The 15,956-nt window shown below is 73.6% G+C and carries 10 protein-coding genes; 6 read left to right on the forward strand and 4 right to left on the reverse strand.

The window, feature by feature from the left end:
* Positions 1–283: 283 nt before the first annotated feature.
* Both ACZ3ZD_RS13265 and ACZ3ZD_RS13270 read right to left on the reverse strand, forming a co-directional pair.
* Positions 284–1,636 carry a serine hydrolase domain-containing protein gene (locus tag ACZ3ZD_RS13265; protein WP_467396150.1) on the reverse strand — a complete coding sequence of 451 codons (1,353 nt, stop codon included), beginning with the start codon at positions 1,634–1,636 and terminating at the stop codon, positions 284–286.
* A 96-nt stretch (positions 1,637–1,732) separates the two neighbouring features.
* Positions 1,733–2,941, reverse strand: coding sequence for a cytochrome P450 (locus ACZ3ZD_RS13270; protein WP_467396152.1), 1,209 nt, complete (start codon positions 2,939–2,941; stop codon positions 1,733–1,735).
* Between the two features lie 1,206 nt (positions 2,942–4,147).
* Here ACZ3ZD_RS13270 and ACZ3ZD_RS13275 point away from each other — a divergent pair.
* Complete coding sequence (locus ACZ3ZD_RS13275; protein WP_467396509.1) at positions 4,148–6,274, forward strand: SpoIIE family protein phosphatase; 2,127 nt, start codon at positions 4,148–4,150, stop codon at positions 6,272–6,274.
* A 125-nt stretch (positions 6,275–6,399) separates the two neighbouring features.
* On the opposite strand, the gene ACZ3ZD_RS13280 is transcribed toward ACZ3ZD_RS13275, so the two are convergent.
* A complete protein-coding gene (locus ACZ3ZD_RS13280; protein WP_467396511.1) occupies positions 6,400–7,785 on the reverse strand; it encodes a S1 family peptidase in 1,386 nt (461 codons plus the stop codon).
* A 215-nt stretch (positions 7,786–8,000) separates the two neighbouring features.
* On the opposite strand from ACZ3ZD_RS13280, the gene ACZ3ZD_RS13285 reads away from it, so the two are divergent.
* The 5 genes from ACZ3ZD_RS13285 to ACZ3ZD_RS13305 all read left to right on the forward strand — a co-directional run bounded on the left by ACZ3ZD_RS13285 (position 8,001) and on the right by ACZ3ZD_RS13305 (position 15,052).
* Positions 8,001–8,414 (forward strand): PaaI family thioesterase, encoded by a 414-nt coding sequence (locus tag ACZ3ZD_RS13285; RefSeq protein WP_467396154.1) that lies wholly within the window; start codon positions 8,001–8,003, stop codon positions 8,412–8,414.
* Positions 8,415–8,888: 474 nt separating this feature from the next.
* Positions 8,889–9,107 carry a type A2 lantipeptide gene (locus tag ACZ3ZD_RS13290; protein ID WP_361469893.1) on the forward strand — a complete coding sequence of 73 codons (219 nt, stop codon included), beginning with the start codon at positions 8,889–8,891 and terminating at the stop codon, positions 9,105–9,107.
* 101 nt (positions 9,108–9,208) lie between these two features.
* Positions 9,209–10,015 (forward strand): hypothetical protein, encoded by an 807-nt coding sequence (locus ACZ3ZD_RS13295; RefSeq protein ID WP_467396157.1) that lies wholly within the window; start codon positions 9,209–9,211, stop codon positions 10,013–10,015.
* On the forward strand, positions 10,012–12,234 hold the full coding sequence (locus ACZ3ZD_RS13300; RefSeq protein WP_467396159.1) for an NHLP family bacteriocin export ABC transporter peptidase/permease/ATPase subunit: 2,223 nt from the start codon (positions 10,012–10,014) through the stop codon (positions 12,232–12,234). The genes ACZ3ZD_RS13295 and ACZ3ZD_RS13300 overlap by 4 nt, the downstream gene beginning before the upstream one ends.
* 1 nt (position 12,235) lies before the next feature.
* Positions 12,236–15,052 carry an NHLP bacteriocin export ABC transporter permease/ATPase subunit gene (locus ACZ3ZD_RS13305; protein WP_467396161.1) on the forward strand — a complete coding sequence of 939 codons (2,817 nt, stop codon included), beginning with the start codon at positions 12,236–12,238 and terminating at the stop codon, positions 15,050–15,052.
* Here ACZ3ZD_RS13305 and ACZ3ZD_RS13310 read toward each other — a convergent pair.
* Positions 15,049–15,870, reverse strand: a complete 822-nt coding sequence (locus ACZ3ZD_RS13310) for a ribonuclease BN (RefSeq protein WP_467396163.1) — start codon at positions 15,868–15,870, stop codon at positions 15,049–15,051. The genes ACZ3ZD_RS13305 and ACZ3ZD_RS13310 overlap by 4 nt on opposite strands.
* Positions 15,871–15,956 lie beyond the last annotated feature (86 nt).

Below are 15,956 nucleotides of genomic sequence, written 5' to 3' on the forward strand. Positions count from 1 at the left end.
CCCACCGGGGGTGCGCGACGGTGCTGCGGTGCGGGGGTGCCGGGGCGCACCGGCCGACGGTGCCGGCGGAGCGGCTCCCGGCTCCGGCACCGGTGCGGGACGGGACGGGAGCGCCGGCCGCCGGGGACCGGACCGGAACCCCGCCGGCACCCGCGCGCCGGCTCGCTGCGACGCGGCTCGGATCCCGGTGCGGCACGGCTCGGGTGCGGGGCGGGGCCGGCCCGGGTTCCGGACGGGCCGGGCTTCCGCTCGACGCCGTACCGGTCCCGAACTGGGACGTGGCTCAGCCGTCGGCGGTGCGGCGGGCCGTGCGGCCGGAGATCTGCACCCGGTCGACCCTGCCGGTGGCCGGATCGCGGTGGAAGCGGCCCCCGGGTTCGAGGCGCCCGGTGTCCGGATCGCGCAGGTCGCAGGAGAGGTCGGCGTAGCAGACCAGCGGGAGGGGCAGGTCGCCGTCGACGGAGAGGGCGAGCGAGCCGTCCGGTCCCGGCGCGACGCGGTACGTCGTGGTGCCGTTGCGATAGGTTCCCGCGCAGTCGGGCAGGTCGACGGGACGGCCCCGGTCCGCGAGCCGTGGGCCGGCGGGCACCCGGAGCCCGGTCAGCGGGCCCAGTTCCTCGGCGAGGTCGCGCCAGAGGGCGGTCGCGCCCGCGGCGTTGCCGGTGAAGGCGACCACCACCCCGCTCTCCGGCTCGACGCGCAGATGGCAGGAGGTGCCCTGGGCGTTGCCGTCGTGCCCGCACCACACCCGGCCGTCCCGCTGGTACAGGGCGAGTCCGGCGCCCCAGCCGTCGGCCAGCGGGCCCGGGCGGGCGGCCGGCTCGGGGCGGCGCATCTCCTTGCTGACGGCGGGCGGCAGCAGGTCCGAGCGGCCGATCAGAGCGTTGCCGAACGCGGCCAGGTCCCGGGCGCTGGCGAGCAGCGCACCGGCCGGCGCCTCCAGCGGGGCGAGGTTCTGCCGGGCCGGACGGGCCTGTCCGGTCGCGGTGTTGACCGCGTGCCCGGCGGCCACGGGCCGGACGGGCACCGCGTCACCGGTGAACGCCGGTACCACGCCGAGGGGTTCGAGGAGCAGCGCCCGGACCGCGTCGGTCCACGGCATGCCGGTGATCGTCTCCACCAGCCGGCCGGCGGCGACGTAGCCGGCGTTGGAGTAGGAGAAGTCGGTGCCCGGCGGGAACAGCGCGTCGCGGGCCGTGCAGACGGCAGCGAGATAGCGGGAGGCGGTGGTCGTGGCGGCCGTGTCGGAGTCCGGGCCGGTGGGTAAACCCCCGGTGTGAGCGAGTAACTGACCGATGGTCACCTCGGGGAGCGCGGCCAGTTCCGGGAGGTGTGCGGCGGCGGGTTCGTCCAGGTCGAGGTCGCCGTCGTCGGCCAGGAGCATGACGAGCGCGGCGGTGTAGGGCTTGGTGAGCGATCCGAGGGGCACCGCGGTGTCCGCGGTGAAGGGACGGCCGGTCGCGGTGTCGGCTGTGCCGGTGTGCACGGATATGAGGTCCGTGCCGGTGTCCAGGGCGAGTTGGGCGCCGGGTACCCGGTGGGCCCGGGCGAGGGCGTCGAGGCGGTCCTGCAACTCCCGGTGCGCCAGGGACGGCGACCGGGTGGCGGCCGGAGCGGCGGGGAAGGTGTACGGCATGAGAAGGGGACTCCCGTTGGGTGGGTCTCATGTGCGGGTGTTCCGGTCCGGCCCGTGAGCGGCACGGGGCAGGCCGGTGCGCGGCGCGCGCTCGGACTACGGTCTGCCGACCTCCACGGGCAGCTGCCGTACGCCGATGATGACGGCCGGGTTCTGGTAGGCGATGTCCTCGTAGGAGGGGATCACCAGTGAGCGGAAACGTTCATGCAGCATGCGCAGGGCGATCCGCGCCTCCAGGCGGGCCAGAGGCGCGCCGAAGCAGAAGTGGATGCCGTGCCCGAAGGTCAGATGCGGATTGGGGTTGCGGGTCACGTCGAGGACGTCGGGCGCGTCGAAGCGGGCGGGGTCCCGGTTGGCGGCGCCCAGATGGGCCATCAGCAGGCTGTCGGCCGGGATGTCCTGGCCGCCGAGGACCACGGGCCGGGTGACCCGGCGGCCCAGTTCGGGGAAGGGCGGCAGCCAGCGCAGCACCTCCTCTACGGCGGCCGGGATGCGCGCGGGGTCGGCGCGCAGCGCGGCGTCCGTACCGGGGTGCCGGTCGAAGGTGACGACCGCGTTGCCCAGCAGCGCGGTGGTGGTGATGTGCCCGGCGACCAGCAGCAGCGCCACGAACCCGACCATCTCCTGGTCGGCTAGGCGCACGCCGTCCACCTCGGCGGCGATGAGTCTGCTGGTCAGGTCCTCGCCGGGGTGGGCGCGGCGGGCGCGGATGTGGTCGAGCATGTAGCCGTTCATCTCGCGCACGGTGGGGGCGATGGCCTCCAGCGCCCGTTCCAGGTCGGCCATGTCGGGCGCCTCGCCGAGCTGGTCGCCGCCGAAGAGGACGCTCGCCCACTCCTGGAAGAGCCGGTGTTCCTCGGCGGGGATGCCGAGCAGTTCGGCGATCACGATGATGGGCAGCGGATAGGCCAGCGCGTCGACCAGGTCGAACCGGTCGCGGTCGGCGACCTCGTCCAGCAGCCGTGCGCACACGGCCTCGATGCGGGGGCCGAGCCCCTGGACGACCCGGGGGGTGAACGCCTGACTGACCAGAGTGCGCAGCTTGCGGTGCTCCGGCGGGTCCATGCCGACGAAGTTGCCCTGGGTGAAGGTCTCGAAGTCGGACTGGGTGGGGGCGAGGGCGGAGAGGTCCGAGGAGTACGTCGCCGGGTCGGCGAGCACGGCGGCGACGGTCTCGTGGTCCAGCACCTGCCAGACACCCTGGGTCTCCTCGTACCGCACGGGGCCGGCCTGGCGTAAGTCCCGCCAGCGGTCGGGCAACTCCTCCAACAGGAGCCGTTGGCCCGTCGGTTGACTGCTGATCACCTTGTCTCCTTGCTGACGCGTGCGGGCAGGGCGAAGTCGCACAGGGTCGATGCCGTGGACCGGCGCGGCACAAGCCGCGGGCGGTTCCGGACGCGGGAGTGCCGCTGCCGGAGGGTCGGACGGGAGGAGCGCACGTCCCGTGCGGCTTCCTCGTGCGCGGCGGTACGGTCGCCCGCCGTCGGCGTGTCGCGGAGTGGGTTGTGGCCCTCAACACATGCGGTGCAGGACGCGGCGGCCGTGCGGCCGGCCCCGGCCCCGCGGCGAGCCCGGTCGTGCGACGCGCCAACCCGACATAACCCATCCCCCCAGCGACTCCTCCCGCACGGCGATCGCGCGGGCCCCTCCCGGCTCGTGAACGGACAGCGGGGCGCGCGGCCCCGGCGGTCCGGAACGAGGTGTGAGAATACGCAGCCGCCGGGCCAGACGCCCCACGAATGGCCAGACGCGCACTCCGTGACACCTTCGTTTCGATGGAACTCGGCCACAGTCTTCACGGTGAGTCACGCGCAAGCAACCCCCTGAAGTTGAACGGAGAGTACTTTGACGGTGCTTTTGCGTCACTGTCCGGCCACTTGGTCCGGTCCCGTACGTGCACGGGCCCCCGGCCGGAACGTCGCAGCCGCGTGTGCCCCGGTGCGTCACCCGCAAACCGGGTGGGCGAGAAAAAGACCGTCGCCGGGCCCGGCCGGATGGCGCCTTCCCGCCTTCCGGGCGGCGTGTCCCGGCCTTCCGCCCGGCCGTTGCGGCAGTTGGCCGGAGTGCCCCTGATCTGGGGTGATGATCCGGCCGACCGACACTCCGGACGGGCCGCCCGGGAACGGCGGCGACACGCCCGGTGAGACGTTCCGGTCCACCGACGATCCGTCCCCGACGTCGGCCTCCTCTCCGCCCGTCCGGCGCGCCGCGGGGCCGAGAAAGCCTCCCCTTGCGCAGGGAATCAGCCAACCGGGCGCGGCGGGGGCGCACACGAGAAACGCGTACACCACCCGTGCCTCTCCCTCACCCCCGGCGCCACCCCGGCCGACGGCCCCGGTACGACCCCGACCGGGCCCACCGTCTCCGGCGGGCAGACGGCCTGGCGAGGCGTGCGGAGCCGTCCGACGCGCGGGCGGCGTGCGCGGGATGCCGTACAGGCGCTCGCCGTGCGCCGGGCGTCGCCGCGAGGGAGTCTTGTCCCCTGGATGCGACGCGCGGCCGTACGAGGAGGTGGTCGGCGTGTCCGACGGGCCAGGGGCGAGGCGGGCACCGGCCGGGCAGCCGGTGCTGTCGCTCGCCCTGGCCACGCTGCTGGAGGACGTGCACGCGCACTCCGGTGCCGTGTACCTGCTCAGGCCCGGAGAGCCGGTCCTGGAGATGGCGGTGATGGCCGGCATGCCCCGGGCGTTCGCGGCGCCGTGGGAGCGGGTCGGGCTGAGCGCGCCGATCCCGGTGGCGGAGGCGGCGCGCGAGCGGCGGCTCGTCTGGGTGGGCGGCGAGGAGGAGATGGCCCGCCGCTACCCGCGGGTCTCGGTGGTGCTGCCGTACCCCTTCGCGCTGGCCGCGGCACCCGTGGCGACGGAGCACGCGGTCTACGGCGCGTTGTTCGTGACCTGGCCGGGCGCGCATCCACCGGAGCTGTCGGACCGGGAGCGCGAGCACCTGGTGGCGGCCTGCGAGCGGCTGGCGCTTCGACTTGAGCGGGCCGCGCGGGAGGGCCGGCCGGCCGGCCACGAGCCGGACGTGCTCGCGGCGGGGGTGCCGGGCGAGGCGGGCACCCTGGGCTCGGTCGAGGCGGCGCGGATGGTGGGCCGGCTGCCGTACGGGCTGATGTCGCTCGATCTGCACGGCCGGATCGTCTTCGCCAACACGGCCGCCGCCGAACTGCTCGACCGGCCTGCCGGAGAGCTGCTGGGCACGCTGCCCTGGGTGTCGGTGCCGTGGCTGAACGACCCGATGTACGAGGACCGTTACCGGGCGGCGCTGCTGAGCCAGCAGGTGACGTCGTTCGTGGCGCTGCGCCCGCGCGGCGAGTGGCTGTCGTTCCGGCTGTACCCCAGCACGACCGGGCTCAGTGTGCGCGTCAGCCGGGCCCGGCCGGTGGCGGAGATGGCGCGCGGCACTCCGCCGGCGGGTCCGGGGCCGTCCCGGCTGGTGACGATCTCCCAGGTGCTGAACCTGACGGGCGCGCTCACCGAGGCGGCCGGGGTGCGGGACGTGGTGCAACTGGTGTGGGACGAGGTGGCGCCGGCCGTCGGCAGCCAGGCGCTGGTGCTGCTGCGGGCGCAGGGCGGGCGGCTGCACGTGCTGGGGCACCGCGGCTACCCGTCCGCGCTGGAGCGGTTCGACGGGCTGCCGCTGGCCGCGCGGACCCCGGGCACGCATGCCCTGAACAGCGGGGTGCCCGCGTTCTTCGACTCGCGGGAGCAGCTGGAGCGGTTGTATCCGGACCTGCGGCAGACCCCGGACGGCTTCGCGGCCTGGGCGTACCTGCCGCTGGTCGCGTCCGGGCGGCCGGTCGGCACCTGTGTGCTGGCCTACGCCGAGCCGCACCCCTTCCCGGCCGACGAGCGCGCGGTGCTCACCTCCCTCGGCGGGCTGATCGCGCAGGCCCTGGAGCGGGCCGTGCTCTACGACACGAAGAACCGCCTGGCGCACGGTCTGCAACAGGCACTGCTGCCGAACTCGCTGGTCCCCCCGCCCGGCATCGAGGCGGCGGCCCGCTATCTGCCGGCCACCCAGGGCATGGAGATCGGCGGCGACTTCTACGACCTGGTGCCGGCCCGGCCGCTGGCGGCGGCGGTGATCGGGGACGTCCAGGGGCACAACGTGACGGCGGCGGCCCTGATGGGCCAGATCCGGACGGGCGTACGGGCGTACACCACCGTGGGGCAGGCGCCGCACGAGGTGATGAGCAGCACCAACCGGCTGCTCGTCGACCTCGGTGCCGAACTGTTCGCCAGCTGCCTGTACCTGCGGCTGGACCCGGCCCGCGGGCGGGCCGTGATGGCCCGGGCCGGCCACCCGCCGCCGCTGCTGCGCCGGCCGGACGGGCGGGTGCGGGTGCTGGACCTGGCCGGAGGCCCCCTGCTGGGCATCGACTCCGCGGCCGTGTACCCGACGACCGAGGTGTCCCTGGCTCCCGGCTCGGTGCTGCTCCTCTACACCGACGGCCTGGTGGAGACCCCTGCGGTCGACATCGAGGACGCGCTGGTGGATCTCGGCGCGCTGCTCGCGGACATCGGCGACCAGCCGCTGGAGAGCCTGGTGGACGAGGTCGTCCGGCACAGTGCGGCGGCCCGGGAACGGGCGGACGACGTGGCGGTGCTGTTGCTGCGGGCGCGCGACGACGGCTGACGAGCACGGCGGTGGTCCGGCCCTCCCGTGGGAGGACCGGACCACTGTCCACCGGCCGGTACCGAGGGGGGAGGCCGGCCGGGGAGTCTCGCGGACGCGCCGGCCCGCCGGCGCGTGCCGGTCCGCTAGCGCGTGCCGGTCAGCGACGACGAGCTGTCGTGCGCCGCGCCGGAGCCGGAGGCGTCGGAGCCGGACGCGTCGGACCCGGACTGGTCGTCGGCACCGGAGGCACCGGAGGCACCGGAGGCACCGGAGGCGTCCGCGGGCGCCGACGGATCGGCGCTGCCGCCGATCTGGTCACCGGCCCCCGCACCCGACTGGTCCCCGGCCCCCGACTGGTCGCCCGCCCCGGCCTGGCCTCCCGCTCCCGCTCCCGCGCCGATCGTGGCGCCGGTGGCCTGGAGGGCGGTGGTGACCGGCTGGAAGAAGGTCTCGCCGCCGCTGGTGCAGTCGCCGCTGCCGCCGGAGGTCAGGCCGACGGCACTGCCGTCCTGGGTGAACAGCGAGCCGCCGCTGTCGCCCGCCTCCGCGCAGACGTTGGTCTGGATGAGACCGGTGACGGTGTCGACGCCGTTCGGGTCGGTCTCGCTCTGGAAGTTGACCGTGGCGTCGAGGCCGGTGACCTGCCCGTCGTGCAGCCCGGTGGTGGAGCCCATCCGGAACACGGTGGCGCCCACGGTGGCGTCGGCGGCCTGCTTGATCTGCACGGTCTGCCCGTTGCCCACGTTGACCTCGCTGGGCGCCTGCGTGGCCGGGTCGGTGTACTTGACGAGGGAGAAGTCGCCGTTGCCGGGGAAGGTGGCCTGGTCGACGGTGGCGATGGGCTGCCCGGTCTGGGAGTCGGACCAGTCCTTGGCGGCGACCCCGCAGTGACCGGCCGTCAGGAAGGCGGGACTGCCGTCGGAGGCGGTCACGTTGAAACCGAGGGAGCAGCGGACGTTGCCGCCCTGCACCTGGGAGAAGATGGCGTCGCCGCCGGAGACGAACGTCTTGAAGGTGCCGGAGGACTTCTTCAGCGTCGCCATGCCGGAGCCGAGGCCGCGCACGGTCGACTGCAGTCTGTTCCACTTGCTGCCGGTGACCGTCGCGTCGGCGGTGACCAGCACCTTGTCGGTGCGCGGGTCGACGGCCCAGGAGGTGCCGGGGATGGTCGCCTTCGTCTTCAGCGTCCGTGCGGCGGCGGCGAGTTCGGCGGTGCTGTTGTCGACCTGGCGGACGACCGCGCCCGCCTTCTTGGCCTGGACGACGACGTTGTCGTGCCCGCTGACCACGTTGACGACGAGCTGCTGCTTGGCGCTGTCGTAGTACGAGCCGGCGAAGGCGTCGCCGAGGATCTTCTGCACCTGGGCGGCGAGCCCGGAGGCGTCCGCGGCCTTCAGGGTCTTCGCGGTGCCGGTGGCGCCCGCCGCCTGGTCCTTGTCCTGGGAGGCGTTGGCGTTGGGGAGCAGGAGGGCCGCCGCTCCGAGTGCCGCGACACCGCCCACCGCTATCGCGGCCTTGCGCTTCGGCATTCGCTTGTGACTCAACCTTCTCGACCTCCTGGGGACGGGGGGGTCTGCCGCTCGTGGGCAGTTCGTATCGGGGGGGTGGGTATCGCGGCGCCTGGATGGCCGTAGGTACGCACCGGCCGCGTGGTGTGTTCAATTCCGGTTTCGAACGGCCGTACCGGCGTGGCGAATCGGCCAGCCCGGCGTGGCGCGCCGGGCGGCCGGGAAGAATCCCCCATATGACGATGACCGCCGCCGAAGCCGACAGGATCCTCTCCGTCAACTTCGCGCCCTGGGTGCTCGATCTCGGGCTGTCCGTCGAGGCACTGGGCGAGGACCGGGCCGTGCTGCGGCTGCCCTGGTCGGACCGGTTGGCCCGGGAGGGCGGCGGGCTGTCGGGGCAGGCGCTGATGGCGGCCGCCGACACGGCGACGGTGATCGCGGTGTCGGCCGCCCGGGGCGGGTTCGTGCCGATGACGACGGTGCAGCAGTCGACCTCGTTCCAGCGGGCGGTGACCGGTGCGGATGTCCTGATCGAAGCGGTCCTGACGAAGCTGGGCCGCCGGATGGCGTTCGCGGACGTCACGTTGAGCGACGCCGGCTCGGGAGCGCTCGCCGCCCGGGCGAGCACGGTCTACGCCCTCCTCGGCTGACCGGACCCGGGCACCCATCGATCCGACACGCTGGGCAACCGGTCGGTAACGGTCGGCTTAGAAGCCGAAGCGGAATCTCTCCTTCAGGGAATCTGCACATCCCGCACGGGGACACCGCACCGGCACCGGGTTATCTGCACAACCGCGCGCCCCCTGGCACGCCTTTGGCGAGGTGTGCCGGATTCGCCGTCCGGCGGGCGACCGTCGGCCGTGACGATGACGTGCGGCATGTGAAGGAGTCGCCGACACGGCGTGCGCAGACCTGCACGGATGACCCCCGTCACGGACCAAGTTCGCAGGTGAGAGCCCTGGTTGATTGGAAGCGTGCCCCGCGTGCGTGCTTTGATCCATCGCACCGCGGGATCCGGCGGGCCCCCGGGAACGGGTGCCCGGCGCCCGCGGTCGCGGCCGTCCGTCTGTCCCCAGAGGGGGCCGCTCCCCCCTGTGAATATCCATATGAAGGGAAGTTCCACCATGAACTCCACCCCCCGTGTCGAGACCGTCGAGATCTCGGACGCCGAGCTGGACAACGTCTCCGGCGGTCTGTCCGTGAACACCCTCAACAGCACCCTCGGCACCGTGAACGAGATCGCTCCGGGCGTCAACGGCCTGGTCAACACGGTCGTCGGCACCGTCGAGGGCGTCTCCGGCCTGAACACCGCGCCGGTCAACGGCCTGGTCGCCGGTCTCTGATCGCACTTCGGTGTCATCGCGGTCCCGGAGTCGTCCCACGGCTCCGGGGCTCAGCGGTGCCCTGACACCCACGCGTCTCTCCCACAGGTGAGGGAAGTTCCGTGCAGTTCCGCCAACAGGCCCTCGCCAAGCTTCAGTCGCCGGAGGACCTGGACCTTCCGGTGCGGCTGGCCCGCCCGCAGGGCTGGCTCGCGCTCGGCGTCACCATCGTCGTCATGGCCGCCGCCTCCGTGTGGGCGGTGACCGGCTCGGTCGCCTCCACCGTGAGCGCGCCCGCCATCCTCACCCACGGGGAGGGCAGTTACCTGCTCCAGAGCCCCGTGGCCGGACAGGTGACGGCCGTCCTCGCCCGGCAGGGCGAGCGGCTGCCCGTCGACGCCCCGGTACTCGAGGTCCGTACCGCCAAGGGCGACACGGTGGTCCGGACCGTCGCCGCGGGCCGCGTCACCACGCTCGCCGCGACCATCGGCCAGATCATCCAGACCGGCGCGAACGTCGCCGCGGTCGAGAAGGTCGCCCACGCCTCCGACCCGCTGTACGCGACCGTGTACGTGCCCGCCGAGAAGGCCGCCGCCATCCCGGCGCACGCCTCCGTCGACCTGACCGTGTCCTCCGTACCCGCACAGCGCTACGGCGTGCTGCGCGGCGAGGTGAAGTCGGTGGACCGCACCGCCCAGTCCGCCCAGTCGATCTCCGCGTTCCTCGGCGACAGCCAGCTCGGCGAGCAGTTCACCCACCAGGGCCGCCCCGTGGCCGTCCTGGTGGAACTCGACACGTCCTCGTCCACCAGGAGCGGCTACCGCTGGTCCACCGCCGGCGGGCCGCCGTTCCGGCTCGACTCCATGACGCTCGCGACCGGCTCCGTCCGGCTCGCCGACCAGCGCCCCGTCGATTGGCTGCTCCCGTGACCACCGCCCAGGAAACCCGCGGCCGCAGACGCGCGGCCCCCGCGAAGCGGCCGGTCCCCAGGCCCCGTACCGGCACGGTCCGTACCCCCACCGTGCTCCAGATGGAGGCCGTCGAGTGCGGCGCCGCCTCCCTCGCCATGGTCCTCGGCCACTACGGCCGGCACGTCCCGCTGGAGGAGCTGCGCATCGCCTGCGGCGTCTCCCGCGACGGCTCCCGCGCCTCCAACCTGCTGAAAGCGGCCCGCGGTTACGGTCTGACCGCCAAGGGCATGCAGATGGACCTGGCCGCCCTCGCCGAGGTGCGGGCACCGGCCATCCTCTTCTGGGAGTTCAACCACTACGTCGTGTACGACGGTATGGGCCGCCGCTTCGGCCGGCGCGGGGTGTACGTCAACGACCCCGCCAAGGGCCGCCGTTTCGTGCCCATGGAGGAGTTCGACGGCAGCTTCACCGGTGTCGTGCTGGTGCTGGAGCCCGGCGAGGGCTTCACCACGGGCGGCCGCCGACCCGGGGTGCTCGGCGCGATGCCGGCCCGGCTGCGCGGCACCGCGGGCACCCTCCCGGCGGCAGTGCTGGCCAGCCTGCTGCTGGTCGCGGTCGGCGCGGCCGTACCGGCGCTCAGCCGCACCTACATCGACACGTTCCTCATCGGCGGGCAGACCTCGCTGCTGGGCGTGCTGTTCACCTCGATGGCCACCTGTGTGCTGCTGACGCTGGTGCTGACCTGGCTCCAGCAGGCCAACCTGCTGCACGGCCGGATCATCTCCTCCACCCTTTCCAGCGCCCGCTTCCTGCGCCATCTGCTGCGGCTGCCGGTGACGTTCTTCTCCCAGCGCTCCCCCGCCGACCTGGTGCAGCGCCTGCAGTCCAACGACCAGGTCGCCGAGACCCTGGCCCGCGACCTCGCGGCGGCCGGCGTCGACGCGATCGTGGTCGTGCTGTACGCGGTCCTGCTCTACACCTACGACCCGCAACTGACCTTCGTCGGCATCGCCGTGGCCCTGCTGAACGTGGTCGCCATGCGGCTCGTCGTACGGCTGCGGGCGACCCGGACGGCGAAGCTGCGCGCGGACACCGCGCGGCTGACGAACACCTCCTACACCGGGCTCCAGCTGATCGAGACGCTGAAGGCGACCGGTGGCGAGGACGGCTACTTCCGCAAGTGGGCCGGGCAGCACGCCACCACGCTGGAGGAGCAGCAGCGGCTGGGGGTGCCGAGCGCCTGGCTCGGCGTGGTCGCGCCGGCCCTCGCCACCTTCAACAGCGCGCTGATCCTGTGGATCGGCGGGCTGCGCGCGGTCGAGGGCCACATCTCGGTGGGCCTGCTGGTCGCCTTCCAGGCCCTCGTCACCCGGTTCACCGCGCCGCTGACCCGGCTCAACGGCGTGGCGGGCCGCATCCAGGACTTCGCGGCCGACGTGGCCCGGCTGAAGGACGTGGAGAACTTCCAGACCGACCCGCTGTACGCCCGTCCCGGCGGCGGCGACTCGACCCGGCGGCTGCACGGGCACGTCGAGCTGGAGAACGTCACCTTCGGCTACAGCCCGCTCGACCAGCCGCTGCTGACCGGTTTCGACCTGACCGTCGGCCCCGGGCAGCAGGTGGCCCTGGTCGGCGGCTCGGGCAGCGGCAAGTCCACGGTCTCCCGGCTCATCTCGGGCCTGTACACGCCGTGGGACGGGGTGATCCGTATCGACGGCCGCCGGCTGGAGGACATCCCGCGCGGCGCGCTCGCCGCCTCCGTCTCCTTCGTCGACCAGGACGTCTTCCTGTTCGAGGGCTCGGTCCGCGACAACGTGGCCCTGTGGGACCCGTCGATCCCCGACGAGGCCGTGGTGGAGGCGCTGCGCGACGCGGCCCTGTACGACGTCGTGATGCGCCGGCCCGGCGGTGTCCACAGCCGGGTCGAGCAGGACGGGCGCAACTTCTCCGGCGGGCAGCGCCAGCGCCTGGAGATCGCGCGGGCGCTGGTGCGCCGGCCGAGCATCCTGGTGCTGGACGAGGTGACCAGCGCGCTCGACGCGGAGACCGAACAGGTCGTGATGGACAACCTGCGGCGGCGCGGCTGCGCCTGTGTGGTGATCGCGCACCGGCTGAGCACGGTCCGCGACAGCGACGAGATCGTCGTCCTCCAGCACGGCACGGTCGTGGAGCGCGGGCGGCACGAGGAGCTGGTGGGGCGCGGCGGCGCGTACGCGGCGCTGGTCAGGGAGCGGTGAGATGACGTCCGTACCGGAAGGCGACCTCGTCGTCGGGGCGCTCGGCTCGCTGGGCGCCCGGCTGGACTGCGCGGGCCTCGGCCGCCTGGACCTGGAGGGTCCGCAGGTGCTGTGGCTGGTCGCGGCCGGCGCGCTGGACCTGTTCGCGGTGGACGCCGCCCAGCAGGGCCACTGGCACCACCTCGGCCGGCTGGAGGCGGGCACGCTGCTGCTCGGCCCGGTCGCCGGGCCCCAGCACACCCTGGTGGCCCGCCCGGTCCGGGACTGCGTGGTGCACCGTGTCGCCCTGCGCGAGCTGTACCAGCCGGCGCAGACCCAGACCTGGTCGTACGACGAGTACGGCAACCCGCAGTACGTGCCGCCGACGTCGAGCCCGCTGGAGTACGCGCTCGCCCTCGGCGTCGGCCGGGGCCTGTCCGTCCTGTTCCAGGCACCGCTGGCCGAGGAGCGGGCCGCGGCCCCGGCCGACGACGAGGTGTTCTGGATGCAGGTGCCGCCGGGCAGTGTGCAGCACGGCTCGCTGTACGGCGCGGAGGCCGCCGCCGACCTGCTGATGGACCCGGCGCTGTGGCAGAGCCTGGTGGACCAGCAGTACCGGCTGCTGACCGCGCTGGACCGGTGGATCGAGCAGCTGGAGCGCACCCACGAGGACCGCACGGCCGAAGGGATCAAGGCCGGCGAGGCCGTACGCGCCCAGGCCGACCAGACCCTGCTGGCCTCCATCGGCAAGCGCTCCTCGCGCCGCACCACGGCGGCCGACGCGGACGCCACCCACGCGGCCTGCCGACTGGTCGCCGAGGCGGCCGGCATCCGGCTCGCCGAGCCCGCGCAGAGCGGCGCCGAGAGCGACCGGCTGGATCCGGTGGAACGGGTCGCGCTGGCCTCCCGGGTACGCACCCGGGCCGTCCGCCTGGACGGGCGCTGGTGGCGCGAGGACGTGGGCCCGCTGGTCGGCCGGAGGGCGCTGTCCGGGGCGCCGGTCGCACTGCTGTGGCGGCGCGGCGGCTATGTGGCCGTGCACCCCGGGACGGGACGGGAGACGCCCGTCGAGAAGGCCAACGCGGAGGAGTTCGAGCCGCGCGCGGTGATGTTCTACCGGCCGCTGCCCGACAAGGGCCTCGGGCCGCTGGGGCTGCTCCGGTTCAGTCTCCGCGGCACCCGCGCCGACCTGGTGAGCCTGCTCCTCGCGGGGCTGGTGACGGTGGCGATCGGCGCGCTGGTGCCGATCGCGACGGGCAAGGTGCTCGGCGAGTACGTGCCGCGGGCGCAGGAGGGCCTGATCGTCCAGGTGTGCCTGGCGGTGATGGTGAGCGGGGTGGTCGCGGCCGCGTTCACGCTGCTGGAGAACCTGTCGATCCTGCGTCTGGAGGGCCGTATCGAGGCGGCGCTCCAGCCGGCCGTGTGGGACCGGCTGCTGCGGCTGCCCACCCGCTTCTTCACCCGGCGCTCGACCGGTGAACTGGCCAGCGCGGCCATGGGTATCAGCGCGATCCGCCGGCTGCTGGCGGGTGTCGGCCCGGTCGTCGTCCAGTCGGTGACCGTCGGCGCGATGAACCTGGGGCTGCTGTTCTGGTACAGCCCGGCGATGGCGACGGCCGCGATCGGGATGCTCGTCGTCATCGGGGCGGTGTTCACCGGGCTCGGGCTGTGGCAGGTGCGCTGGCAGCGGCGGCTGGTGACGCTCGGCAACAAGCTGAACAACCAGGCCTTCCAGACCCTGCGCGGGCTGCCCAAGCTGCGGGTGGCGGCGGCCGAGAACTACGCGTACGCGGCCTGGGCGCGGGAGTTCGCGCGCAGCCGGGAGCTCCAGCAGCGGGTCGGCCGGATCAAGAACGTCACCACGGTCCTCGGCGCGGTCTACCTGCCGGTGTGCACCCTGCTGATGTTCATGCTGCTGGCGGGCCCGGCCAGGGGGGCGATGTCGGCGGCGGACTTCCTCACCTTCAACACGTCGGTGACCATGGTGCTGACCTCGGTCACCCAGCTGACCGGCGCGTTCGTCTCGGCGGTGGCGGCGCTGCCGCTGTTCGAGGAGATCAGGCCGGTGCTGGAGGCCACGCCCGAGGTGCGCACGGCCAGCACCCGGCCCGGCCCGCTGTCCGGCGCCGTCGAGGCCCGCAGGCTCTCCTTCCGGTACGCCGACGACGGCCCACTGGTCCTGGACGACGTGTCCTTCGCGGCGCGGCCCGGCGAGTTCGTGGCGGTCGTCGGCCCCAGCGGCTGCGGCAAGTCCACGCTGCTGCGGCTGCTCATCGGCTTCGACCGGCCGGTCTCCGGCAGCGTCCTCTACGACGGCCAGGACCTCGCGGCGCTCGACCAGTCGGCGGTGCGCCGGCAGTGCGGGGTGGTCCTCCAGCACGCGCAGCCGTTCACCGGCTCGATCATGGACGTCATCTGCGGCGCCGAGCCGTACACGCCGGAGGAGGCGATGGCGGCGGCCGAGCTGGCGGGGCTCGCGGAGGACATCAAGCGGATGCCGATGGGGCTGCACACGATCGTCGCCGGCAGCGGCGCGATCTCCGGCGGCCAGCGGCAGCGTCTGATGATCGCGCAGGCCCTCATCCGGCGCCCGCGGATCCTCTTCTTCGACGAGGCGACCAGCGCCCTGGACAACGACACCCAGCGCATCGTCATCGACAGCACGCGCAAGCTGAACGCCACCCGGATCGTCATCGCCCACCGCCTGTCGACCGTGCTGGACGCCGACCGGGTGGTCGTGATGGAGGAGGGCAAGGTCGTCCAGCAGGGCACCCCGGCCGACCTCCTCGCGGACACCGGCGGCCGACTGCACGAACTGGTGCGCCGCCAGCTGGCCTAGGCCGGGCGCTCCCCTTCCTCGGCCGGCTCGCGGTGGCGGGACGGCATCCAGTGGTGTTCGGTGAACCAGCGGCCGAAGATGGCGCCGCCGTAGATGACGAACCCGACGCCGATGAGCCAGGACTCCACGACGAGCACGGTGCCGACGGCGCCGTAGCTCAGGGCGTTGGTGACGATGAGCGGGGTGAACACGAGGTAGGAGAAGGCGCGCAGCCCGGCCAGGCCGATGACGGTGGCCAGCGCGCCGGGCAGCAGTGAGCGCCAGTGCACCTGCCCGCCGAGCAGGAAGCGCTGCCCCCACCAGAAGAAGAGGATCCCGCTGAGCGTGGACAGCACGATCCGCGGCGCGCCGTGCAGCGTCGACTTGGTGGCCACCTCCTGGTAGAGGTACGCCGTCAGCACGATCAGCCAGGTGGCCTGCCGCCACACCCGGTGCCAGGGCCCGGAGGCCAGGCCCCAGATCCGTTCGTAGGCGTTCTGCACGCTGCCGCCGAAGGACACGCCGAACACGGCGAGCAGGAGGCCGCTCCAGACGCTGGTGGTGCCGATGACCTTGCGCGGGGGGCTGACGACGTCGGTGATCACGTGGGCGGACGGCCCGGACAGCCCCATGCCGTCGGTGAGCCAGGAGGCGAAGCCGCCACGCACCAGGGGGTCGGCCGCGGCGACCACGATCAGCAGCGGGGCCAGTGTCACCAGGGCAAGGGTGGCGAACCCCATGGCCCGGTGCATCAGCTCCAGCTCGTTGCCGTGCTCGAACAGGGCCCGCAGGCGCAGCCACTCCCACGCGCGGTGCAGGCCGCGCCGCAACCGCCTCACGGCTCCTCCCGTGTTCGCCGCCCACACGCTCTCCCGTGCCGGTTCCTCCAGCGTGGCACGCACCGGGCAACTCGCAGCCGGAGGCG

This window comes from Streptomyces sp. NPDC023481 (assembly GCF_055560195.1).

Coding starts and splice junctions, on each gene's coding strand:
- ACZ3ZD_RS13265 (WP_467396150.1), bottom strand. CDS start 1,636: ATGCCGTACACCTTCCCCGCCGCTCCGGCCGCCACCCGGTCGCCGTCC.
- ACZ3ZD_RS13285 (WP_467396154.1), top strand. CDS start 8,001: ATGACGATGACCGCCGCCGAAGCCGACAGGATCCTCTCCGTCAACTTC.
- ACZ3ZD_RS13290 (WP_361469893.1), top strand. CDS start 8,889: ATGAACTCCACCCCCCGTGTCGAGACCGTCGAGATCTCGGACGCCGAG.
- ACZ3ZD_RS13280 (WP_467396511.1), bottom strand. CDS start 7,785: ATGCCGAAGCGCAAGGCCGCGATAGCGGTGGGCGGTGTCGCGGCACTC.
- ACZ3ZD_RS13305 (WP_467396161.1), top strand. CDS start 12,236: ATGACGTCCGTACCGGAAGGCGACCTCGTCGTCGGGGCGCTCGGCTCG.